This is a genomic window from Paenibacillus sp. CECT 9249 (genome assembly GCF_918697855.1).
Lineage (GTDB): Bacteria > Bacillota > Bacilli > Paenibacillales > Paenibacillaceae > MSJ-34.
The window spans coordinates 52,553-69,942 of the sequence record NZ_CAKKLI010000008.1; the positions used below are offsets into that span (position 1 = coordinate 52,553).

Annotated in this window: 12 protein-coding genes and 1 riboswitch; of the genes, 4 read left to right on the top strand and 8 right to left on the bottom strand. The window is 53.3% G+C overall.

The annotated features are described in order from the left end of the window. The first annotated feature begins 2 nt into the window (after window positions 1-2). Entirely contained in the window at window positions 3-1,616 is a 1,614-nt protein-coding gene (locus LQ229_RS09000; protein WP_216540523.1) for a response regulator, read from the top strand. Between the two features lie 123 nt (window positions 1,617-1,739). Beyond that, entirely contained in the window at window positions 1,740-3,032 is a 1,293-nt protein-coding gene (locus LQ229_RS09005; RefSeq protein ID WP_216540524.1) for an extracellular solute-binding protein, read from the top strand. A gap of 821 nt (window positions 3,033-3,853) precedes the next feature. Here LQ229_RS09005 and LQ229_RS09010 read toward each other — a convergent pair. From LQ229_RS09010 to LQ229_RS09040, 7 genes are all read right to left on the bottom strand, one after another. After that, complete coding sequence (locus LQ229_RS09010; protein ID WP_216540525.1) at window positions 3,854-5,197, bottom strand: FAD-dependent oxidoreductase; 1,344 nt, start codon at window positions 5,195-5,197, stop codon at window positions 3,854-3,856. 22 nt (window positions 5,198-5,219) lie between these two features. Next, on the bottom strand, window positions 5,220-5,990 hold the full coding sequence (locus LQ229_RS09015; RefSeq protein ID WP_230191564.1) for a carbohydrate ABC transporter permease: 771 nt from the start codon (window positions 5,988-5,990) through the stop codon (window positions 5,220-5,222). Window positions 5,991-6,093: 103 nt separating this feature from the next. Beyond that, a complete protein-coding gene (locus LQ229_RS09020; protein ID WP_216540526.1) occupies window positions 6,094-7,002 on the bottom strand; it encodes a sugar ABC transporter permease in 909 nt (302 codons plus the stop codon). Between the two features lie 10 nt (window positions 7,003-7,012). Continuing rightward, a complete protein-coding gene (locus tag LQ229_RS09025) occupies window positions 7,013-7,699 on the bottom strand; it encodes a hypothetical protein (RefSeq protein ID WP_216540527.1) in 687 nt (228 codons plus the stop codon). A gap of 60 nt (window positions 7,700-7,759) precedes the next feature. Next, window positions 7,760-9,058, bottom strand: a complete 1,299-nt coding sequence (locus LQ229_RS09030; protein WP_216540528.1) for a sugar ABC transporter substrate-binding protein — start codon at window positions 9,056-9,058, stop codon at window positions 7,760-7,762. A 134-nt stretch (window positions 9,059-9,192) separates the two neighbouring features. Continuing rightward, a complete protein-coding gene (locus LQ229_RS09035; protein WP_216540529.1) occupies window positions 9,193-9,951 on the bottom strand; it encodes a response regulator in 759 nt (252 codons plus the stop codon). Continuing rightward, window positions 9,929-11,773 carry a sensor histidine kinase gene (locus LQ229_RS09040; protein ID WP_230191517.1) on the bottom strand — a complete coding sequence of 615 codons (1,845 nt, stop codon included), beginning with the start codon at window positions 11,771-11,773 and terminating at the stop codon, window positions 9,929-9,931. The genes LQ229_RS09035 and LQ229_RS09040 overlap by 23 nt, the downstream gene beginning before the upstream one ends. Before the next feature lie 51 nt (window positions 11,774-11,824). Between LQ229_RS09040 and LQ229_RS09045 the strand changes: the two genes are divergently transcribed. After that, window positions 11,825-13,141, top strand: a complete 1,317-nt coding sequence (locus LQ229_RS09045; protein WP_230191518.1) for a transglutaminase domain-containing protein — start codon at window positions 11,825-11,827, stop codon at window positions 13,139-13,141. 93 nt (window positions 13,142-13,234) lie between these two features. Next, a complete protein-coding gene (locus tag LQ229_RS09050; protein ID WP_230191519.1) occupies window positions 13,235-14,524 on the top strand; it encodes an MFS transporter in 1,290 nt (429 codons plus the stop codon). Between the two features lie 1,088 nt (window positions 14,525-15,612). Here the strand turns inward: LQ229_RS09050 and LQ229_RS09055 are convergent. Continuing rightward, window positions 15,613-17,073, bottom strand: coding sequence for an amino acid permease (locus LQ229_RS09055; RefSeq protein WP_216540532.1), 1,461 nt, complete (start codon window positions 17,071-17,073; stop codon window positions 15,613-15,615). A 91-nt stretch (window positions 17,074-17,164) separates the two neighbouring features. Next, window positions 17,165-17,353, bottom strand: a riboswitch (Lysine riboswitch). Window positions 17,354-17,390 lie beyond the last annotated feature (37 nt).

The following is a 17,390-nucleotide window of genomic DNA, read 5'->3' on the forward strand; positions in this document are numbered from 1 at the left end:
AGATGAAAACGTTGATTGTCGACGACGAAGCTTTCGTCAGAATGAGTTTGAAAACGTCCATCGATTGGGAGGGCCATGCGTTTGAACTGGCGGGAGAAGCCTCCAACGGCGAAGATGCGCTCGCGAAAATTGCCGAATTGCAGCCCGATATCGTATTTCTGGATATTAAAATGCCGATTATGGACGGTCTCGAAGTGATGAAGCGGCTGCGCGAAGGGAAGGAAATGCCCAAAATCGTCATCTTGAGCAGCTTCAACGAATTCGATTATGTCCGGGAAGCGATGCGGCTTGGAGCCTTCGATTATATCCATAAGCCGAGCCAGAGCGCCGCATGCCTTCTCGAAACGATGCTGCGGGCGCGCGAGGCGATCTTGCGCGAGCGGAAACGGACGCATGAAATGGAAAGTTTAAAGCATAACGTCGAACGGATCAAGCCGAACATGAAAGCTTTGTTTTTTAAGGAATGGGCGGCCGGCGCCGTGCGGCATGCGTGGGAAGTGGAAGAAAAGACACGGCTGTACGACATTGGCCTTAAGCAGCCGAATGTGTGCTGTATGGCGATGACGGTCGATCAATTTGCGAAAGTAAAGAAAAGATATAAAAAAAACATGGAGTATTTGCTCGGTTTTTCGATACAGAACATATTGAACGAAATATTCCGCAAATACGAGGAGATCGAATTTTATCAAGCCGACGACAAGCGGTTCGTTATTTTGAAATCGTATTCCAAGCTGCGAAGCTCGCAAGAGATATACGGCGAGCAATGGGAATTAATCAAATCCGTTCAAACCGCATTGAAGCAATTCTTGAACGTTACCGTCAGTTTCGGCGTCAGCGCTCCGCATGGCAGCCTGCTCGATATTCCGGCCGCCTGCAAGGAAAGTTCCCAAGCAGCCGCCGCCAATTTTTACGAAGGAGCAGCCGGCGTTTCGTTTTTCCAAAACCTTGCAACCGAGGCGGTTAACGACGCTCCTACGCAGATTGAAACCGATATGGTCCGGCTGATGAAGCAGGATATCGCAGAGGAGCGCTGGGACGGCTTGCGCGCGTCGCTTGAACGGTTGCATCAACGGATTCGCGAGAAACGGGAGCTTTCGCGCACGGACACGATCCGTACGGCGATCCATCTTCACTATAGCTTGCATGAAGTTTATACGACCGGGGCGGTTTCCGAATCGCCCGAATTTCCCGAAATCGAACAATTTACGGAAGCAGATACGTTACGGCAAATTTTCGATCTGCTGCAGCGGGAAGCCGAGCTTGTGCAAAACCGCAAATGCGCTGCCGCCCAATCCGGAAATTATAAGGTGCGGATGGTGCTCGAATATATTCACCGGCATTATAACGAAGAGTTGACGTTGGAAGAGCTGTCGCACTATGTCGATCTGAACAGTTCGTATCTAAGCCGGTTATTTAAAGAGCAGACAGGAATGATGCTGATCCAGTACATTAATCAGTACCGGGTGAACAAATCGCTTGAATTGCTCAGAAACAGCACGCTCAAAACGTATGAAATCGCCGAGAAGGTCGGGTTTACAAGCACGGACAATTTTTATATCGCTTTCAAAAAAATATACGGCCATCCTCCGAACGAATTCCGCAAACATACCCTATAGCCGACGTAAAAATATTCGGCGCGAAGTAAAGATCTTCTGTTTTTCGGGGGAGCGATCCTCTTTATGATGAAAGTACGCCGAACATTCGTCGGCGAATACTCGAACAAAAAGGGGAAAAGGCAGATGAAAAAAGCGTTAACTCTTCTGCTCTGCTGTATGCTGCTGATCGGGCTTACGGCAGCATGCGGATCGAAATCGGACGGCGGCGGAAACGGCTCGCAAACGGGCCAACCGTCGGGCGAGGCGCAGGAACCGGCAAAAGAACCGGAGCAGCCGGCAGAATCGGCTGAAGTGACGATGGCGTATTGGGCGAACGCAGCCGAGCAGAAAAATTTTGAATTCATGGTGAAGGGCATCGAGCAAAAATATCCCGGCCTCAAGGTGAAGCTGCAGCAATATCCGACGAGCGACGAATTCTGGAAAGCGGTGCCTGCAGCGATTGCCGCGGGCGTAGGTCCGGATATTATCGCTATGTCCGATGAAGGAAACTATGAATATATCGCCAAAGGCGTATTGGAACCGCTCGACGAATTGATCGATAAAGTCGGTTTCGACAAAAGCCGGATCTCGGCATCCCTATACAAAGGCTGGACGGACAACGGCAAACTTTACGGCATTCCGTACGATTCGTCCACTTCCATGATGTCGATCAACAAAGATCTGTTCGATAAATCGGGCATTTCCAAATACCCGGAAACGATGGACGAAGTGGTGGAATTGGCGAAAGCGATGACGAATGACGGCATGAAGGGAATCGTCGGCAGCATCGATCCGTTCCACATTACGCAATACGTTCATGCGTTTGGCGGGGACTGGAACTTCGGCAAAACGATCAACTCCCCGGAAAATATTCAAGGCGTACAGTTCTTCGTCGACCTGTTCCTGAAGCATAATGTCGCGATCGCGCCGATCGAAGTCGGGGCGCCGTGGGACGGGGAAGTGTTCGCGAAGGAGAAGGGCGCAATGTCCACAAGCGGTCCTTGGTATGTCGGTTATTTGAAAGAAGCCAATCCCGAGTTGAAATTGATCGCGCTGCCGATGCCGAAAGGAACGGTTGACGCCCAAAGCGCCTATTCGCACGGATTGTCCGTTTTGCAAAGCAGCAAAAACAAAGAAGCGGCGATGAAAGTCATCGACTACGCGCTGCGCGACGAAGCGCAACTCAGCGCGATCGAAACGGTAGGGTATTCGCCGGCGGTATCCTCGCTGTTGCCGAAATATTTGGAGCAATATCCGGATTTGAAGCCGGTATTCGACAATATGGAGAAAGCGGGCATGCCGTTCGCTTATCCGGAGCAAACGAAAAGCTTCAACGCCGATTTGGTGAAGGGCGTGGAAGAAATTATTTTCAAAGGCGGCAAGAAAAGCGTGGAAGAATTGCTGAATGAGCTGCAGGAAAAATACGGTCAAAACTAACGGTAAACAGCTGTCTCTCCCAGGGAGGAACGTCCCGGGGAGACAGCTGTTTTTTGTTCCGGCGAACGATTTCGACGGCGCTAAAGTACGGGCAATCGGACTGGCTCACGGGCGGATGCGGATTGCTTGGAGCGGCTGCTGCATCTTGTTAGCGGGAAAAAATACCTTTCATTAGTTGAGTTGATCGAGATCTTTTCAATTATCGGCATTTTCCGGAGCTAATTTCGTGCAGTTCGGCGAAAATGTCCATTTCGGAGAAATTAGCGGTAGATTTTCCATGTAATCAGGTTGAGGAGAAGGTATCGGCAATATTAGCGCCGGTTTTTGAAACTAACCATCCGTCGAGAGCGCTGTCCCTCCTCTGCCGTCCCCCGCTATGCGAATCCGTACCTCGCCTCTACTTATTGTAGGGCAAGACTCCGGAATTAGGGGGGCTAGCCGATCTACAGTCTACATTGCAGAATTTATAGCATGACAGGACTAGAACGGGCCGTCTTGCCATTTTATCGACGTCTATGCTGTATAAAATGCAACGTAGCGGCCCATTCCGCACGATTTATGATGCCTATGTTGCAGTATATACAACATGACAGGGTCAGAACGGGTGATCTCGCTATATATTCGGCGTTTATGCTGCATAAAATGCAACATAGCGATCTAACCCGCCTTTGAACCCCACGACAAGTTGTATTGTATACAACTTGCGCAGCCCCGATGTAGAAACTGACCTGGTGCAGCTCCAGAACGGGTAGATGACTCCGTTCAGCCCCGGCACAGGAAAAAATGCTCTGTTGCGCAGCCAGACGACTGTACATCTTGCCTTAGCGCAAACAGGCGTTTTCCTTCAACAATTCCGCCTGCAGTTCCGCTACGTCCACATCGGCGGCCCGGACGGACCGCTTATGGGCAAGAGCCGCCGCCGTGCCCGCGGCCTGGCCTGTCGCCATGCAGCTCGGCGTCAGGCGGGTCGTCGCCAGCGCTTCGTGGGTGGTGGAAATGCAGCGGCCCGCTGCCAGCAGGTTGTCGATTTCTTTGGCCACGAGACAGCGGTATGGAATATCGTACGCGCCGTCGCCGCCGATCCATGCCGCCTTCACGCCTTTGCCCGTCGGATCGTGAATGTCGACCGGATACCCGCTGCGGGCAATGACATCGTCGAATTTCCGGCCTTCCACGACATCCTCGATCGTCAAATGGTACAAGCCGTCGATCCGGCGGCTCTCGCGCACCCCGATCTGGGTCCCGACAGAAGAGATCGACGCCCGTTCGAATCCGGGCAGCTTCTTCTGCATAAATTCGGCCATCATCAATACTTGCCTGCGGCCTTCTTCCTCCGCTTGGGTCAAGTCAAGCACGTTCGTCGCGTCCAAGCCTTGCACCCGGGTGCAGTTGACCAGCACTTCGTCGTCGGCCGGTCCGGTGAAGAACAGCACCTGATCGCGGTTGATCGGCAAGTTCGCTTCTTTCCATTGCGAGTAAAATCCTTGCACGCCGGTAAGCGGAATTTTGTCCAGCTCAGCGATCGGCGTTTTGCGGTAAAAATTGTCGGGATTCTCGATCATATACCGGCGAACGCGCCCCAAGTCGACGCCTCTCATCCGGAATTTCATCGTCATCGGCTGCGTACGGTGATCGCCGTCGCGGCCTTTGAAGACCGGCGCGCCGGACAAATAGGCGAGATCGGCATCGCCCGACGTATCGACGAATACGCTGCCGCGAATGGCGATCCGGCCCGACTTGCCCGTTATTTCCACCGCGCGGATCCGGCCGTCTTCCGCAATGACCCGATCGACGAAACTGTGGACCAATAGCTGTACGCCGGCTTCTTTCAACATGTCGAGCACGAGCACTTTGAATATATCGGCATGATACGGCGTGACGGTATGGACAAATCCGACCGTATCGCGAAGATGGCCCGGCGAGCCGCCCGCCTGCATCAACCGGTCGACAATTTCCTGGGCAATACCTTGAATGACTTGTTCCCCTTGTTCCGTATGAAACGTCATCCAAGGATATACGGAAGCGGCCGTAGACATGCCGCCCACAAAGCCGTGCCTCTCGATCAGCACCGTACGGACCCCTTGACGGCCGGCGGCGATGGCCGCGTTAATCCCCGCAGGCCCGCCTCCGACAACGACTACATCGGCTTCAATCGTTTGGTTCATGATTAGCCTCCTACATGTATGATTATTCTTTCAATCCGGTCATCGCGACCCCTTCGATAAATTGCTTCTGCGCGAAGAAAAAGACGATCAAAAGCGGAACCGTCGCCATGACGGAGGCGCTCATCAAGTGATGCCACGCCGTACCCGCTTCGTCGGTGAACAGCGACAATGCGAGCGGCAGCGTCATCAATTTACGGTCGCTAATAAAGATAAGCGGATCGAAGAAGTCGTTCCAGCTTGTCAGGAACGTGAAGATGGTCAGCGTCGCAACCGCAGGCGCGGCCAGCGGCAGCATAATGCGCCAATAGATGCGGAGCCGTGAACAACCGTCGATCATGGCGGCTTCCTCCAATTCCTTCGGAATGCCGAGGAAGAACTGCCGCATCACGAAGACGCCGAACACGCCGCCCGCGCCGAAGATCGGCAAGACGATCAGCGGCATATGCGTATTGATCCAGCCGATTTCGCGCATGAACAAAAACATCGGAATCGCCGTTACCTCGGTCGGGATCATCATCGTGCTGAGCAACGCGAGAAAGACGAGGTTGCGCCCTTGAAACGGAATGCGGGCGAACGCATAGCCGGCCAGCGACGAGAAGAAGATGGTGCCGCATGTCACGACGGCGGCGATATAAACGCTGTTGAAATAAAACAGATGAAACGGTATCGTCCGCAGCACTTCGATATAGTTCTCGAAACGGACGGGCGAAGGTATGAATTCCGGCGGAAATACGAAAATTTTAGCCGGTTCTTTCAACGATGTGGAAATCATCCATAAGAAAGGGATGAGCATCACGATCGAGATTAGCAACAGTATGCCGTAATGGACGAGATGACTTGGCCGGATCCGCGCCAGCTTGCTTCGTTTGCCGCCGAACCCGGTCATCGGAGCCGCATCAGCTTTCATGGAATACCCACCTCTTTCTTAGCTGCCATTGAATCAACGTGAACGCGAAAATGATAGCGAACAAAATATAAGCGACCGCGGACGCGTAGCCGAACTCGAACATTTTAAAGGCTCTTTCCCAAATGTAATAGACGAGCACCTTCGTGCTGCCGCCGGGGCCGCCCTGCGTCATGACGTAAATTTGCCCGAACACTTTCAGCGATCCGATGATGGTCAGTATGACGGTCAAAAAGATCGTCGGCGAAATCATCGGAATCGTCACATTGAAGAACATTCTCGATTTTCCGGCGCCATCGATCCGCGCCGCTTCGTACAATTGGGCCGGAACTTGCTGCAGCGCCGCGATGAAGAGCACCATATTCAGCCCGACGTTCTTCAGCACGCTAGTGACGATAACGGCCGGCATGGCCAGTTTCGGATCGTACAGCCACGCGGGGCCTTGAATGCCGATCAATTGCAATATTTGGTTGATGAACCCGGAGTCTGTGGCAAACATATATTTCCAGACGATCGACCATACGACGAGCGAAGTCATGACGGGCACGAAAATCGCGGTACGGAATATGCCCATGCCGGGCAAATTTTTGGAGAGCGGCAGCGCTAGCAGCAGCGCCAGCGCGATATTCAGCGGCACAAGGCCTGCGGCGAAATAGAACGTATTTCCGAGCACTTTCCAAAATTCCGCGTCGCCCACAATCGTCCGGTAATTGTCCGCGCCGACGAATGACGCGTCGCCGAGCAGGGGCCAATCGGTCAAACTCATATAAAACGCCATAATTAAAGGAATAATGAGCAGCAGCAGAAATCCGATTACCATCGGCGACACGAACAGCCAGCCGGTAACGTTGATTTCTCGCCGTATGGCGCTTCTTCTGCGGGAACGAATTTGGTTTGTCATCGAATCATCCTCACTTGTCAATCTCATTCCGCAGCGCCGAAACGGCTCTCGCGATCTCGTCCGCCGTTTTCCCGGTCACGACGGAGCCGATCAGCAGCGCTTTAATGCCGCATTGCATGAACGGCCGTATATCGTCGGCGACGATCCTGCGCTGCGAAGGAACGATCACCGGAACGCCGGCATTGTCGACGAGCCACCGGTATTTGAGCAAATCCGCAAAGCTCAGTTTCGTTCCGTATTCGGCGCCGGGGACGACGGAAGCTTCCAGCGCGTCCATGCCGAAAGCGGAAGCGGAGGCGGTCAGCTTCAAATCGAACGTATCGTTCACGGCGAACGTGCGGGCCACTCCATGGTCTTTCAACAGGAAAGACGGGAGGTGGAACGCGTAGATGGAATAGAAATCGATGCCGATGTCCGCAAGCTCGGCGATTTCGTCGGCTTGAACGCCGTCGATCGAATCTCCCGGTACGATGCCGAGCGGGCCGCCGAACATCGAGCGGATTTCAAGGAAGCTGTCCCGGTATTGGTCCAGCGGGCCGAAACGATTGCCGCTCGCCCGGTGGTCGGCGCGAATATGCACCTTAAGCCCGTCGGCCCCCGCTTGTACGGCTGCTCTCGCTAAAGCCGCGTCGTTCGCGGGGAGGCTGACGAACAGTTGCAGCTTATCGGATTGCAGCGCCTGGCGCAAACGATTCATTATGTCATTCCTCCTGAGAAAGCAACGGTTCGAGCATACGTCGAACCGTCGCGATTGTTATTATTTGGATAACAGCGGCCCGACTTTGTCGGCCATCGTTTTGACGATTTGCTCCGGTTCGGCGATTTGTCCGAACAATTGGTCGAACCCGAACAAGATTTCCGTATCGATTTTTTGCCATTGAATATGTCCCGGCTGCAATCTTGCTTTCGGCATCTCGTCGATGACCGCCTGCTTAATGTCTTCCGGTGCCGGGTTGTTCGGCTGTTTCATAAATTCGTCGGACTCAAGCACGCTTTGGCGCGGCGGCACGAAGAACGTGGAGGTTTTCTGAATTCCGTCTTTGCTCGCCAGGAACTTCAGGAACTTCTTCGCTTCTTCCGGATGCTTGCTGTCTTTGAATATGACGTAGCCCGCTTGGCCCAGCATCGGTACGGAACCTTGCGAACCGGACGGCATCGGCGCGATGCTCCATTCGAAATCTTTGATTTCGCGCGCCTTGGACACATAGCTGTATACGTCGAAGAACATGCCGATTTTGCCGGATTCGAAACTGATTTGCTCGCCCGCTTTCGGGTGGGAGCCGTCGACGAACATCATTTGCTGCAGCATTTTCAACGTTTCAAGGCCGTATTGATCGTCCCAGGTGAATTCCGTCATCTCTTTATTGAACGGTCCGCTTCCGTTCGACCAGGAGTACGAGGACAGTACGATCCATGTTTTCCAATCGCGGAAGAAATTCGCGCCATATGTTTTATTTGCGCCCGTGCCGCTCGTCAAGGTTTTGGCATCCTTCACGAATTGGTCCCAAGTCCATTTGCCTTCTTTGGCAAGCTCGTTCGGCAGCGTAAGCCCGGCGTTCTGGAACGCGGTTTTGTTGTAAAACATAACGGACGGCGGCGTCGAGAATGGAATGCCGTACAGTTTATCGTTCTCGCGGAACAATTCGAGCGTGGAAGGAATGAAATCGTCCATGCCGAATTCGGCGTCATTGGCAAAATCGGATACGTCCGCGAAGATACCGTTTTCCATAAATTGCGGCACCATCCGTTCCGACATCCAGGCCACATCAGGCAGCTCTTTGCCGGCCGCAAGCACCGAAATCTTCTGCTGATAGTCCGGGAAAGGCACCGAATCGATCGTCACTTTAATGTTCGGATTCTGCTTCGTGAATTCATCGGCCAATCCGTTGTATACGTCAAGATGCGCCTGATTTCCCCAGGTCAAAAATTTCAGTTCGACTTGTTTGCCGCTGTCCGCCGGTTTCGATTCGTTCGGGCTTTGGCCGGCGTTGCCGCCGCATCCCGCCGCAATCAAAACCAGGATCACCGACAACAATGAGATCCAAAGTTTCTTCATTTCTGTACTCCCCCTGTTCATGTAATGGCTTACAGAAACTATTGTATTGTAAGCGCTATCTCGGAGAAATTGCGTCATTTTTACATTTGGTTCGATTTTTTTACTACAATTTTTTTAACCGCATTCCATTATGTTTACCCTTGTTCCCGATAGGCGGTTGGAGAGAGCCCGGTCTGCTGCTTGAACACGAGCATGAAATGCTTTGGACTCTGGTATCCCGATAAACGGGCGATGTCGTAAATTTTGAGCTCGGTTTGCAGCAGCAGATGCTTCGCCCGTTCGATGCGAACTTCGGTAATATAGTCTGACAAGTTCGACTTCGTTTCCTGTTTGAACAATCGGCTCAAATAGGCGGGGTTCAAATGCACGAGTTCCGAGAGCGTCTGCAAGCTTAAATCTCCTTCCGGATTCGCCTGCACATACTCTTTAATTTTGCGGATCCATCGTTTGCCGTCGGCCGATTTATCCGCCGTCCCGTCCTGCGCCGCGCTCTCGTCCCTTAGCGGCGCGGAAGGCCGGCCGGAGAGCCGGACGTAAATCCGTTCCAGAGCCGTCACGAACGCTTTCCGATCGACCGGTTTCAGCAAATAATCGGAAACGCCGTAGCGGATTGCTTGCTGGGCGTATTCGAAATCGCCGTATCCGCTAATAATGAGGACAGGCATATGCGGATATTTATCCTTTAATTTTTGAATGAAGACGAGTCCGTTCATTTCCCGCATCCGGATATCGGTAATGACCGCGTCGGGCAGATCGACCGATAAATACTCGAGCGCTTCCTTTCCGTTCTCCGCCTCCTTGACGACGGTAAAATGTTCGGTTACTTGGCCGATCAGGCTTTTGATGCCCCGGCGAATGCCTTCCACATCTTCAACGAGCAATATTTTGTACATCCGACTTACCTCCAATGACGGGAATTGTTATTGTAAACGCCATGCCGCTTCCCGGGATGCCGTCTATATCCAGTTCATACCGTTCTCCGAACATAAGCGTTAATCTTTGATGGATATTGCGCAGCGCAAGCTTGTTCGTCTCTTCGCCATGACCGAACGGTTCCTCGATCGACGCTTTCAATCGTTTGATTTCTTCTTCCGTCATCCCTTTGCCGTCGTCCCGGACGGTCAGCAGCAAGCTCTCCTCGAACCGGACACAGGAAATCCATATCGTGCCGCCATGCTCAAGTTCGCCGATGCCGTGATAAATGGCATTCTCCACCAGCGGCTGCAGAAGCAGTTTCGGCATAAGGCAGGAAGCGGCGGCCGGTTCGATATCCAGGACGACGCGCAGCCGATCCCCGTACCGCAATTTTTGAATTTGCACATAACTGGCGGCGGATTGGACTTCCATTTCCACGGAAACCAAACGGTCGTATTTGCCGACGGTGTAACGAAGCATTTGGCCGAGCGCGGTCACCATATCGGATATGTTGTACACGCGCTGCTCGATCGCCATCATATTGACCGATTCCAGCGTATTGTATATGAAATGGGGATTGATCTGGCTTTGCAGGGCAGACAGTTCCGCCTCCTGTTCCCGCAATCGCAGCAAATACACTTCATTGACGAGCCGGTTGATTTCCTCCGTCATCCGGTTGAAGCCGCGGCTTAATTGCCCGATTTCGTCATGGGACTCGACAGGCACGCTCTGATCGAAATGCCCCCGTTCGACCATCAGCATTTTTTTCTTGAGGCGAACGAGCGGAATGCTCAGCCGGTACGAGAACAATACGGCCAGCATACAGGCGGCGGCCAGACAGACCAAGCCGATCAACATCGTAAAATCGCGCAAATGGTTCGATTCTTTCAACAGCGATTTCACAGGGATGAAGCTGATCGCTTTTAATCCCGAATAGTCGGAAAAATCGACGATCGTCAAATATTTCTCGCCCGCGATATCCATATTCAAGGTAGAATTCCCGTTGGGAAGATCCTGTCTGGCACGGTCGAACGAAGCGGCTATTTGCTCCGAGCCTCCGTATCGTTCCTCGAAGACAAGCTCATTTTTTTCGTTAACGACATACAGGCCGCCTTTTTCCTCGAAACGGACGTTCCGCAATATTTGCCGGAAGAGGTCAAGCTTGATGTCGATCTTGATCAGGCCGATTCGTTTGCCCGTACCCGGTTCCTTCAGCAGGCGGGCGACCGAAAAATACGGCTGCGGACGGCTGTCGATATAATAGGCCGGCTCGTGCTGCGGAATGAGCGTCCAAGCGCCGTCCGCCTTTTTCGCTTGCCGGTACCAATCGCTGTCCGAAATGTCGATGTAGGAATAGATGGACGTGGAATCGACATTGCTGAAGACGATGCCGTTGTCCGCGATGATCTGGATACCTTTCACCTCGGGCCTGTTGTAGGCCAGTCCGGAGATATGGAGGAACATTTTCTCCGCGTCCTCGAACGCCGCGCGGGTGCGGGCGTAGTCGGGGCCGGACTCGGCGTATTTCTTCAAAATAGACGTTACTTTCGTATCGTAGAGCGGTATAAGCGATACCCGCTGCATTTCCATAAGCGTCCGATCCAGATTTTGATTGATCTGACCGACGATCTGGACGGAATAATCGGCCGTTCTCTGCTGAATGGTGGCGGAAAAATCGACAAACGTAACCAATCCTTGCACGGATAGCGGGATAAAAATCAACAACATGAAAATAAGTATCATTTTGGCTCGTAAACTGAGCGAAGACATCCGGTGCAGCTTCTTTTTCCAGGCATTCATATGGCCATCTCCCTTCGGCTCGCCGGTCTCTTTATATGAAACCGCTGTCAAATGATCCGTCTGCAAAGCGTCCTGCCAGACTTTCTCATTGTACGGTGTCAACCCGGTCTTTACAATGGTTTTCCGATGGAAGCGGGCAAGCTTTGCGCGATCGGCGGCGCCGTTTTGAACAAACGGGGCGGATATGGTAATATAGGGAAAATTGATCTGAATTGGTGGTGCGACATGGTCGACGGACGGAAGCTGTGGTTGAACGGGATACTCGTCGGAAGCTTGCTGCTCGGCGGGGCAACGGTACATGGGAGCGGTGCGGATAAGGCGGATATATCGATGTCGAACAAGAATATATCGACACTGGCGGTGCAGACGGCTTCGCAAATCGAGAATCTGTTGTTTGCGGCATTATCCGAAAGGGAGCCGGTAGTATCCTTTACATACGGCGGGCGCAGCGAAGGGCTTTCTTCGCTATTGGATACGGCATTGGAGCGGGCGATATCGTCTGATCCATACGTGCAGTACGTGATTAAACGCTATTCATACAACTGGAAGTCGACGTCCGCCTCGACGTCGATTACGGTATATTTGGAATACCGGGAAAGCGCGGAACAGACCGCTTATGTGGATCGGGAGGTGCAGCGCATCCTGCGCACGGTATTGAAGCCCGGCATGAACGATCATGAGAAGGTAAAGGCGATCCACGACTGGATCGTGCTCCACCTCGCTTACGACGTGACCCTCAAAAAAGATACGGCTTATGCTGCGCTGAAGGAAGGATCTACCGTCTGTCAAGGCTACGCGCTCCTCGCTTATAAAATGCTGAAGGAAGCGGGAATCGACAATCGGATCGTGGAAGGCGAAGCCGGCGGGCAACTGCATGTTTGGAATCTTGTACGGCTGGACGGCCTGTGGTATCATCTTGATACGACTTGGGACGATCCGGTGCCGGATCGGGAGAACGAAGTAAGCTATCAATATTATTTGCGTACGGACGATCAAATGAAGACCGACCATAAATGGAAAATGGGGAGTCAAACGGCCGCGAAGCCGTATGATCAAACAGTCGAGCAGTTGAAAACAAAGGATGCGGAGAAACGCGACTTTTACGAACAGCTCGAGATCGACTTAAATTATATTTACCTCAAACCGGATCATATTGCGTCCACGGTGGATCAACTGGTCGCCAAGGCGAAGGACGTCTTGGCAAGCGGCCGGAACTCCTTCACAATACGATATACGCGCGGCGATACGGTTCAGGAGGATATGAAGCAGATGCTTGCGCGGGTGGAAGGACTAGCTTCCGTGCGTTACCAATCGAGCGCGTTCGGGAATGAGGGAGACATTCTGTTGGAAATTGAAATGAAACGATGACATAAGTTTGGGGATGTAACATAATGGTTTGTCCGATTTGATAGGAACGTGAAATCATCGATCAGCTAAAATAATGCAAAGGGGAAAACATCGATGTTTCAACGTTCTTTTCGCAATTTATGGTTCAGTCAAACCTGTTCGAACACGGCGGATATCTTATATACGATCGCCTTGATTACGATGATGTATCAGATGAGCGGTTCGGCGACTTACACGGCGCTCGTTCCGCTATGCCGCACGCTCAGCATGAGCGTCAGCGGCATGCTCGCTCCATTAATGGTTGCGAAATACCGCTTAACTTCGCTTTTGCTCGGTTCGCAGGCGGTACAATTCGGCATGTTTTGCGTTATCGCGCTGTTTGCCTGGAAGGCGCTTGCGCCGCATAACGTCTGGGTGTTGCTCGTGCTTGTCGTCATCCTTTCCTTTTTTGACGGATGGACGACGCCGACGCGCAACGCCTTGGTACCGCGGTTAGTGCCGGATGACAAGCTGATGAAAGCGAACGGCTTTCTGGCTACAACGGATCAAACGGTGCAATTCGGCGGTTGGGCTGCCGGCGGCGTGATCGCCGCTACGATCGGCTCGCCGTTGACGCTAGGCTTGACGGCGGTGTTGTACGCCGTAGCATTGGCATTTACCGCCATGGTGCGCGATCCCTCCGCCAGCGGGCGGCATGCGGCGGAAGCGGCGGCAAGCCTTGCCGGGGAGGGCGTAATCGCGCCGGAGCGGCGTCATCGCCGGGATAGCGGCGCCTCGTCCGAGGGCGCGGCGGGCGGCACGCCTTCCCGCTGGGAGACGCTGCGGGAAGGCTGGATCGCCCTATGGCGATTCCGTTCGCTGCGCGCCATTACGCTGATGGATTTGATCGACGGCATCGGCGGATCGGTATGGATCGGTGCGTTTTTGCTCGTATTCGTTCAAGAGGTGCTGCATCAAGGGGAAGAATGGTGGGGTTTTATTAACGCCGCTTACTTTGTCGGCGCAATCGGCGGCGGACTGTTCGTCGTCGCGCTCGTGGAAAAGCTGGAGCGCCGCCTTACGCTGTTCATGGTCGCCGGCACGTTCGGATACGGACTGTGTACGCTGCTATTCGGGCTGAACGCGGGATTGGTTCCGGCATTGCTCCTTACCGTGCTGATGGGCCCGATGTTTCAAACGCGGGACATCGCCCGCAAGACGATGATCCAGCGCAGCGTATCGCGGGATATGCTGCCGAAGGTTTTATCGGCCCAAGCGACACTATCGTACGGGCTGTTCAGCTTGTCCGTACTGGCCATGGGCGTCGTGGCCGATACGTTGGGCATCGGCGCCATGTATGTAACCGCGGCGATTTGCAGCTTCCTCTCTGCGGGAGTCGGGCTGCTCTTCCGCAAAGCGTTCTAACGCGGATTGACGTGGCAAAGCCTTGGAGGCATTTTGGGGGATGCTTCCAAGGCTTTTTTAGCTGAAGAAATTTTGAAATTTCGTTCGAGGATGAGCAACTGCAAAAATTAAAAGCCATGAACTTGGTTCGTTATTCCGGTTTTTGCGCAAGACGAAAAAGGGTGTCTTCGAGTGCTATTCATGCCGAGTAAGTTCCATTGCCTCCATTGGCGTTGCATTAACTTTGCTTAGCAATCTTAAAACAGCTGTGTGGATTACCATGCGAATCCTTCATATTCCTTCTACCGCCCTGCTCCCAAAATTCGCGGACACAGATACGTTAATTGTGACAAACGGCCCGATTTCGGATAGTTTGCGGACAGACGATCCTTTATCCGCGGCAAAAGCGCAAAAACAAGCCCTCCGAGGAATGAATAACGGAACCAATGTCCGCCTAAACAGCAAATAAGCGGTTTTGACGCCAAATAACGGCCGTACGGTCCGGATCGCCATTTCTCGATGCAACGCCATTGCATTGCCTCTTCTGTATCTTGTTTTCTCCCCCCTTCTGTCGATATCCCCTTTGTTCAGAGACCAGTTCTGCCACCCAATAAGTCCGATGTATTATTGTTTGATGCGTCCCCAACGCCAAGCGTTGCCGCTCCATGTCCAGAGCTCGCCGATGAGCGAGCGATACCTTATCTAGCTCATGACCGCCTTAATCTGAGCGAGCGGAAGTTTGTCCTGAGCTTGCGGACTAGCAGCCGATACCGTTATATTGCAATGATCGCTTCATCTGAGCGATCGGGATTTCGGCAAAAGGCGCCGGCCGTGACCTGAGCGAGCGGGATTTCGGCAAAAGGCGCCGGCCGTGACCTGAGCGAGCGGGATTTCGGCAAAAGGCGCTGACCGTGACCTGAGCGATCGGGATTTCGGCAAAAGGCGCCGGCCGTGACCTGAGCGAGCGGGATTTCGGCAAAAGGCGCCGGCCGTGACCCGAGCGGGGGGGATTTCGGTAAAAGGCGCTGACCGTGACCTGAACGAAGGGGATTTCCACAAAAGCGCGAAAAAGAATAAACCCCGGAATGGGTACATGAGACACCGTTGCGCTATTCGCCGCTCGTATCGTGAAAACGGCATTCGTGAAGCGGGATAAGCTTCGTGCGCTTTGTCCATTTATACCCAAGCCAGACGATCACGAACAACGGCAGGCCGATATAGGAAACGAGCACGCCGTTCCAGTCGATGCGTCCGCCCGTGAACGCTGTATAGTTTTGGCCCAGAATGACAATCATGCACAGCGCGAAGGCGAAGATCGGGCCGAACGGGAACCATTTCGCCCGATACGGCAATTCGCTCAAGTCGCGGCCTTGCGCGACGAATGCCCGGCGAAACCGGTAATGGCTGACGGCGATGCCGAGCCAGGCGATAAAACCGGACATGCCGGAGGCGTTGAGCAGCCAGACATAGACGACTCCGTCGCCGAAGAAGGAAGCGAGAAACGCCAGCATGCCCACGAGCGCCGTTACCAGCAAGGCGTTGGCGGGTACGCCCCGCTTATTGATTTTGGCAAGGAAACGCGGCGCCTTGCCTTCTTGGGCGAGCACCCACAACACCCGCGTCGAAGCGTACATGCCCGAGTTGCCGGCGGAGAGCACGGATGTGAGAATGATCGCATTCATGACCGCTGCGGCGAAGGCGAATCCGGCCTTCTCGAACACGAGCGTAAACGGGCTGACCGCAATGCTCTCAACGCCGTCCTGAATCAAGTTCGGATTCGTATAAGGAATGATCATCGCGATCACGATAATCGCCAATATATAAAACAACAGGATGCGCCAAAAAATTTGCCGGATGGCGCGCGGCACGTTGTGAGCCGGGTTCTCGCTCTCGCCTGCCGCCACGCCGATCAACTCCGTCCCTTGGAAGGAAAATCCGGCGGCCATAAAAACGCCGAGAACGGCCATAAATCCGCCGTGAAACGGAGCGTCGCCGATCGTGAAGTTTTCGAATCCGATTCTCTCCCCGCCGATGATGCCGAGTATCATCAGCAGGCCGACCGCGAGAAAAATCAAGACGGTGGCGACTTTAATAAATGCAAACCAGTATTCCGATTCGCCGTAGCCTTTGACAGACAGACGGTTCAATCCGTATATGATCCCGAGGAAGAGCAGGCTCCATAGAAACGACGGGCTGTCCGGGAACCAGTATTTCATGATCAGCGTAGCGGCCGACAATTCGGCGGCGATCGTAATCGCCCAGTTATACCAGAAGTTCCAGCCAAGCGCGAACCCAAGGGACGGATCGACAAAGCGAGAGGCGTACGTGCTGAACGAGCCCGACTCGGGCATATAAGCCGCAAGCTCCCCTAAGCTTGTCATGAGGAAATAGACCATGATCCCTACCGCAATATACGCCGCTAATGCGCCGCCGGGTCCCGCCGCGTGAATGGCTCCCCCGCTGGCAAGGAATAACCCGGTGCCGATCGAGCCTCCGAGGGCAATCATCGTCAAGTGGCGCGCCTTCAATCCCCGCTGCAACCGTTCCTCCGTATTAGAATGGTTTATCATAAAAATTACTCCTTTTTTAAAATATAGAAAAAATTACAAAAAACCGTCGAAGCAAATTCGACGGCTTTATCCGAATACCGTACCATCCCTTCGTGAAGATAGCGCAACACGCGAACGGCTCGTTTCGCGTGACAGTTCTGCACCTGTTCGGATACAGCCCCAGCCTGCGTAAACGGAGAACAAACGCAAACTTCGGCGGAAATGCCTTTCATGCGGATTCGTCGAGCTTCTCCGGCTCTGGCCCGCATTACTTATCATTCCCGCAACCTCTACCTCACCTTCGGACGGCGAGGATTGTATTTGATGTTTTTACACCG

Coding starts and splice junctions, on each gene's coding strand:
- LQ229_RS09040 (WP_230191517.1), bottom strand. CDS start 11,773: ATGAATGCCTGGAAAAAGAAGCTGCACCGGATGTCTTCGCTCAGTTTA.
- LQ229_RS09005 (WP_216540524.1), top strand. CDS start 1,740: ATGAAAAAAGCGTTAACTCTTCTGCTCTGCTGTATGCTGCTGATCGGG.
- LQ229_RS09055 (WP_216540532.1), bottom strand. CDS start 17,073: ATGATAAACCATTCTAATACGGAGGAACGGTTGCAGCGGGGATTGAAG.
- LQ229_RS09020 (WP_216540526.1), bottom strand. CDS start 7,002: ATGACAAACCAAATTCGTTCCCGCAGAAGAAGCGCCATACGGCGAGAA.
- LQ229_RS09010 (WP_216540525.1), bottom strand. CDS start 5,197: ATGAACCAAACGATTGAAGCCGATGTAGTCGTTGTCGGAGGCGGGCCT.
- LQ229_RS09045 (WP_230191518.1), top strand. CDS start 11,825: ATGATCCGTCTGCAAAGCGTCCTGCCAGACTTTCTCATTGTACGGTGT.
- LQ229_RS09035 (WP_216540529.1), bottom strand. CDS start 9,951: ATGTACAAAATATTGCTCGTTGAAGATGTGGAAGGCATTCGCCGGGGC.
- LQ229_RS09015 (WP_230191564.1), bottom strand. CDS start 5,990: ATGCTCATCCCTTTCTTATGGATGATTTCCACATCGTTGAAAGAACCG.
- LQ229_RS09050 (WP_230191519.1), top strand. CDS start 13,235: ATGTTTCAACGTTCTTTTCGCAATTTATGGTTCAGTCAAACCTGTTCG.
- LQ229_RS09000 (WP_216540523.1), top strand. CDS start 3: ATGAAAACGTTGATTGTCGACGACGAAGCTTTCGTCAGAATGAGTTTG.
- LQ229_RS09025 (WP_216540527.1), bottom strand. CDS start 7,699: ATGAATCGTTTGCGCCAGGCGCTGCAATCCGATAAGCTGCAACTGTTC.
- LQ229_RS09030 (WP_216540528.1), bottom strand. CDS start 9,058: ATGAAGAAACTTTGGATCTCATTGTTGTCGGTGATCCTGGTTTTGATT.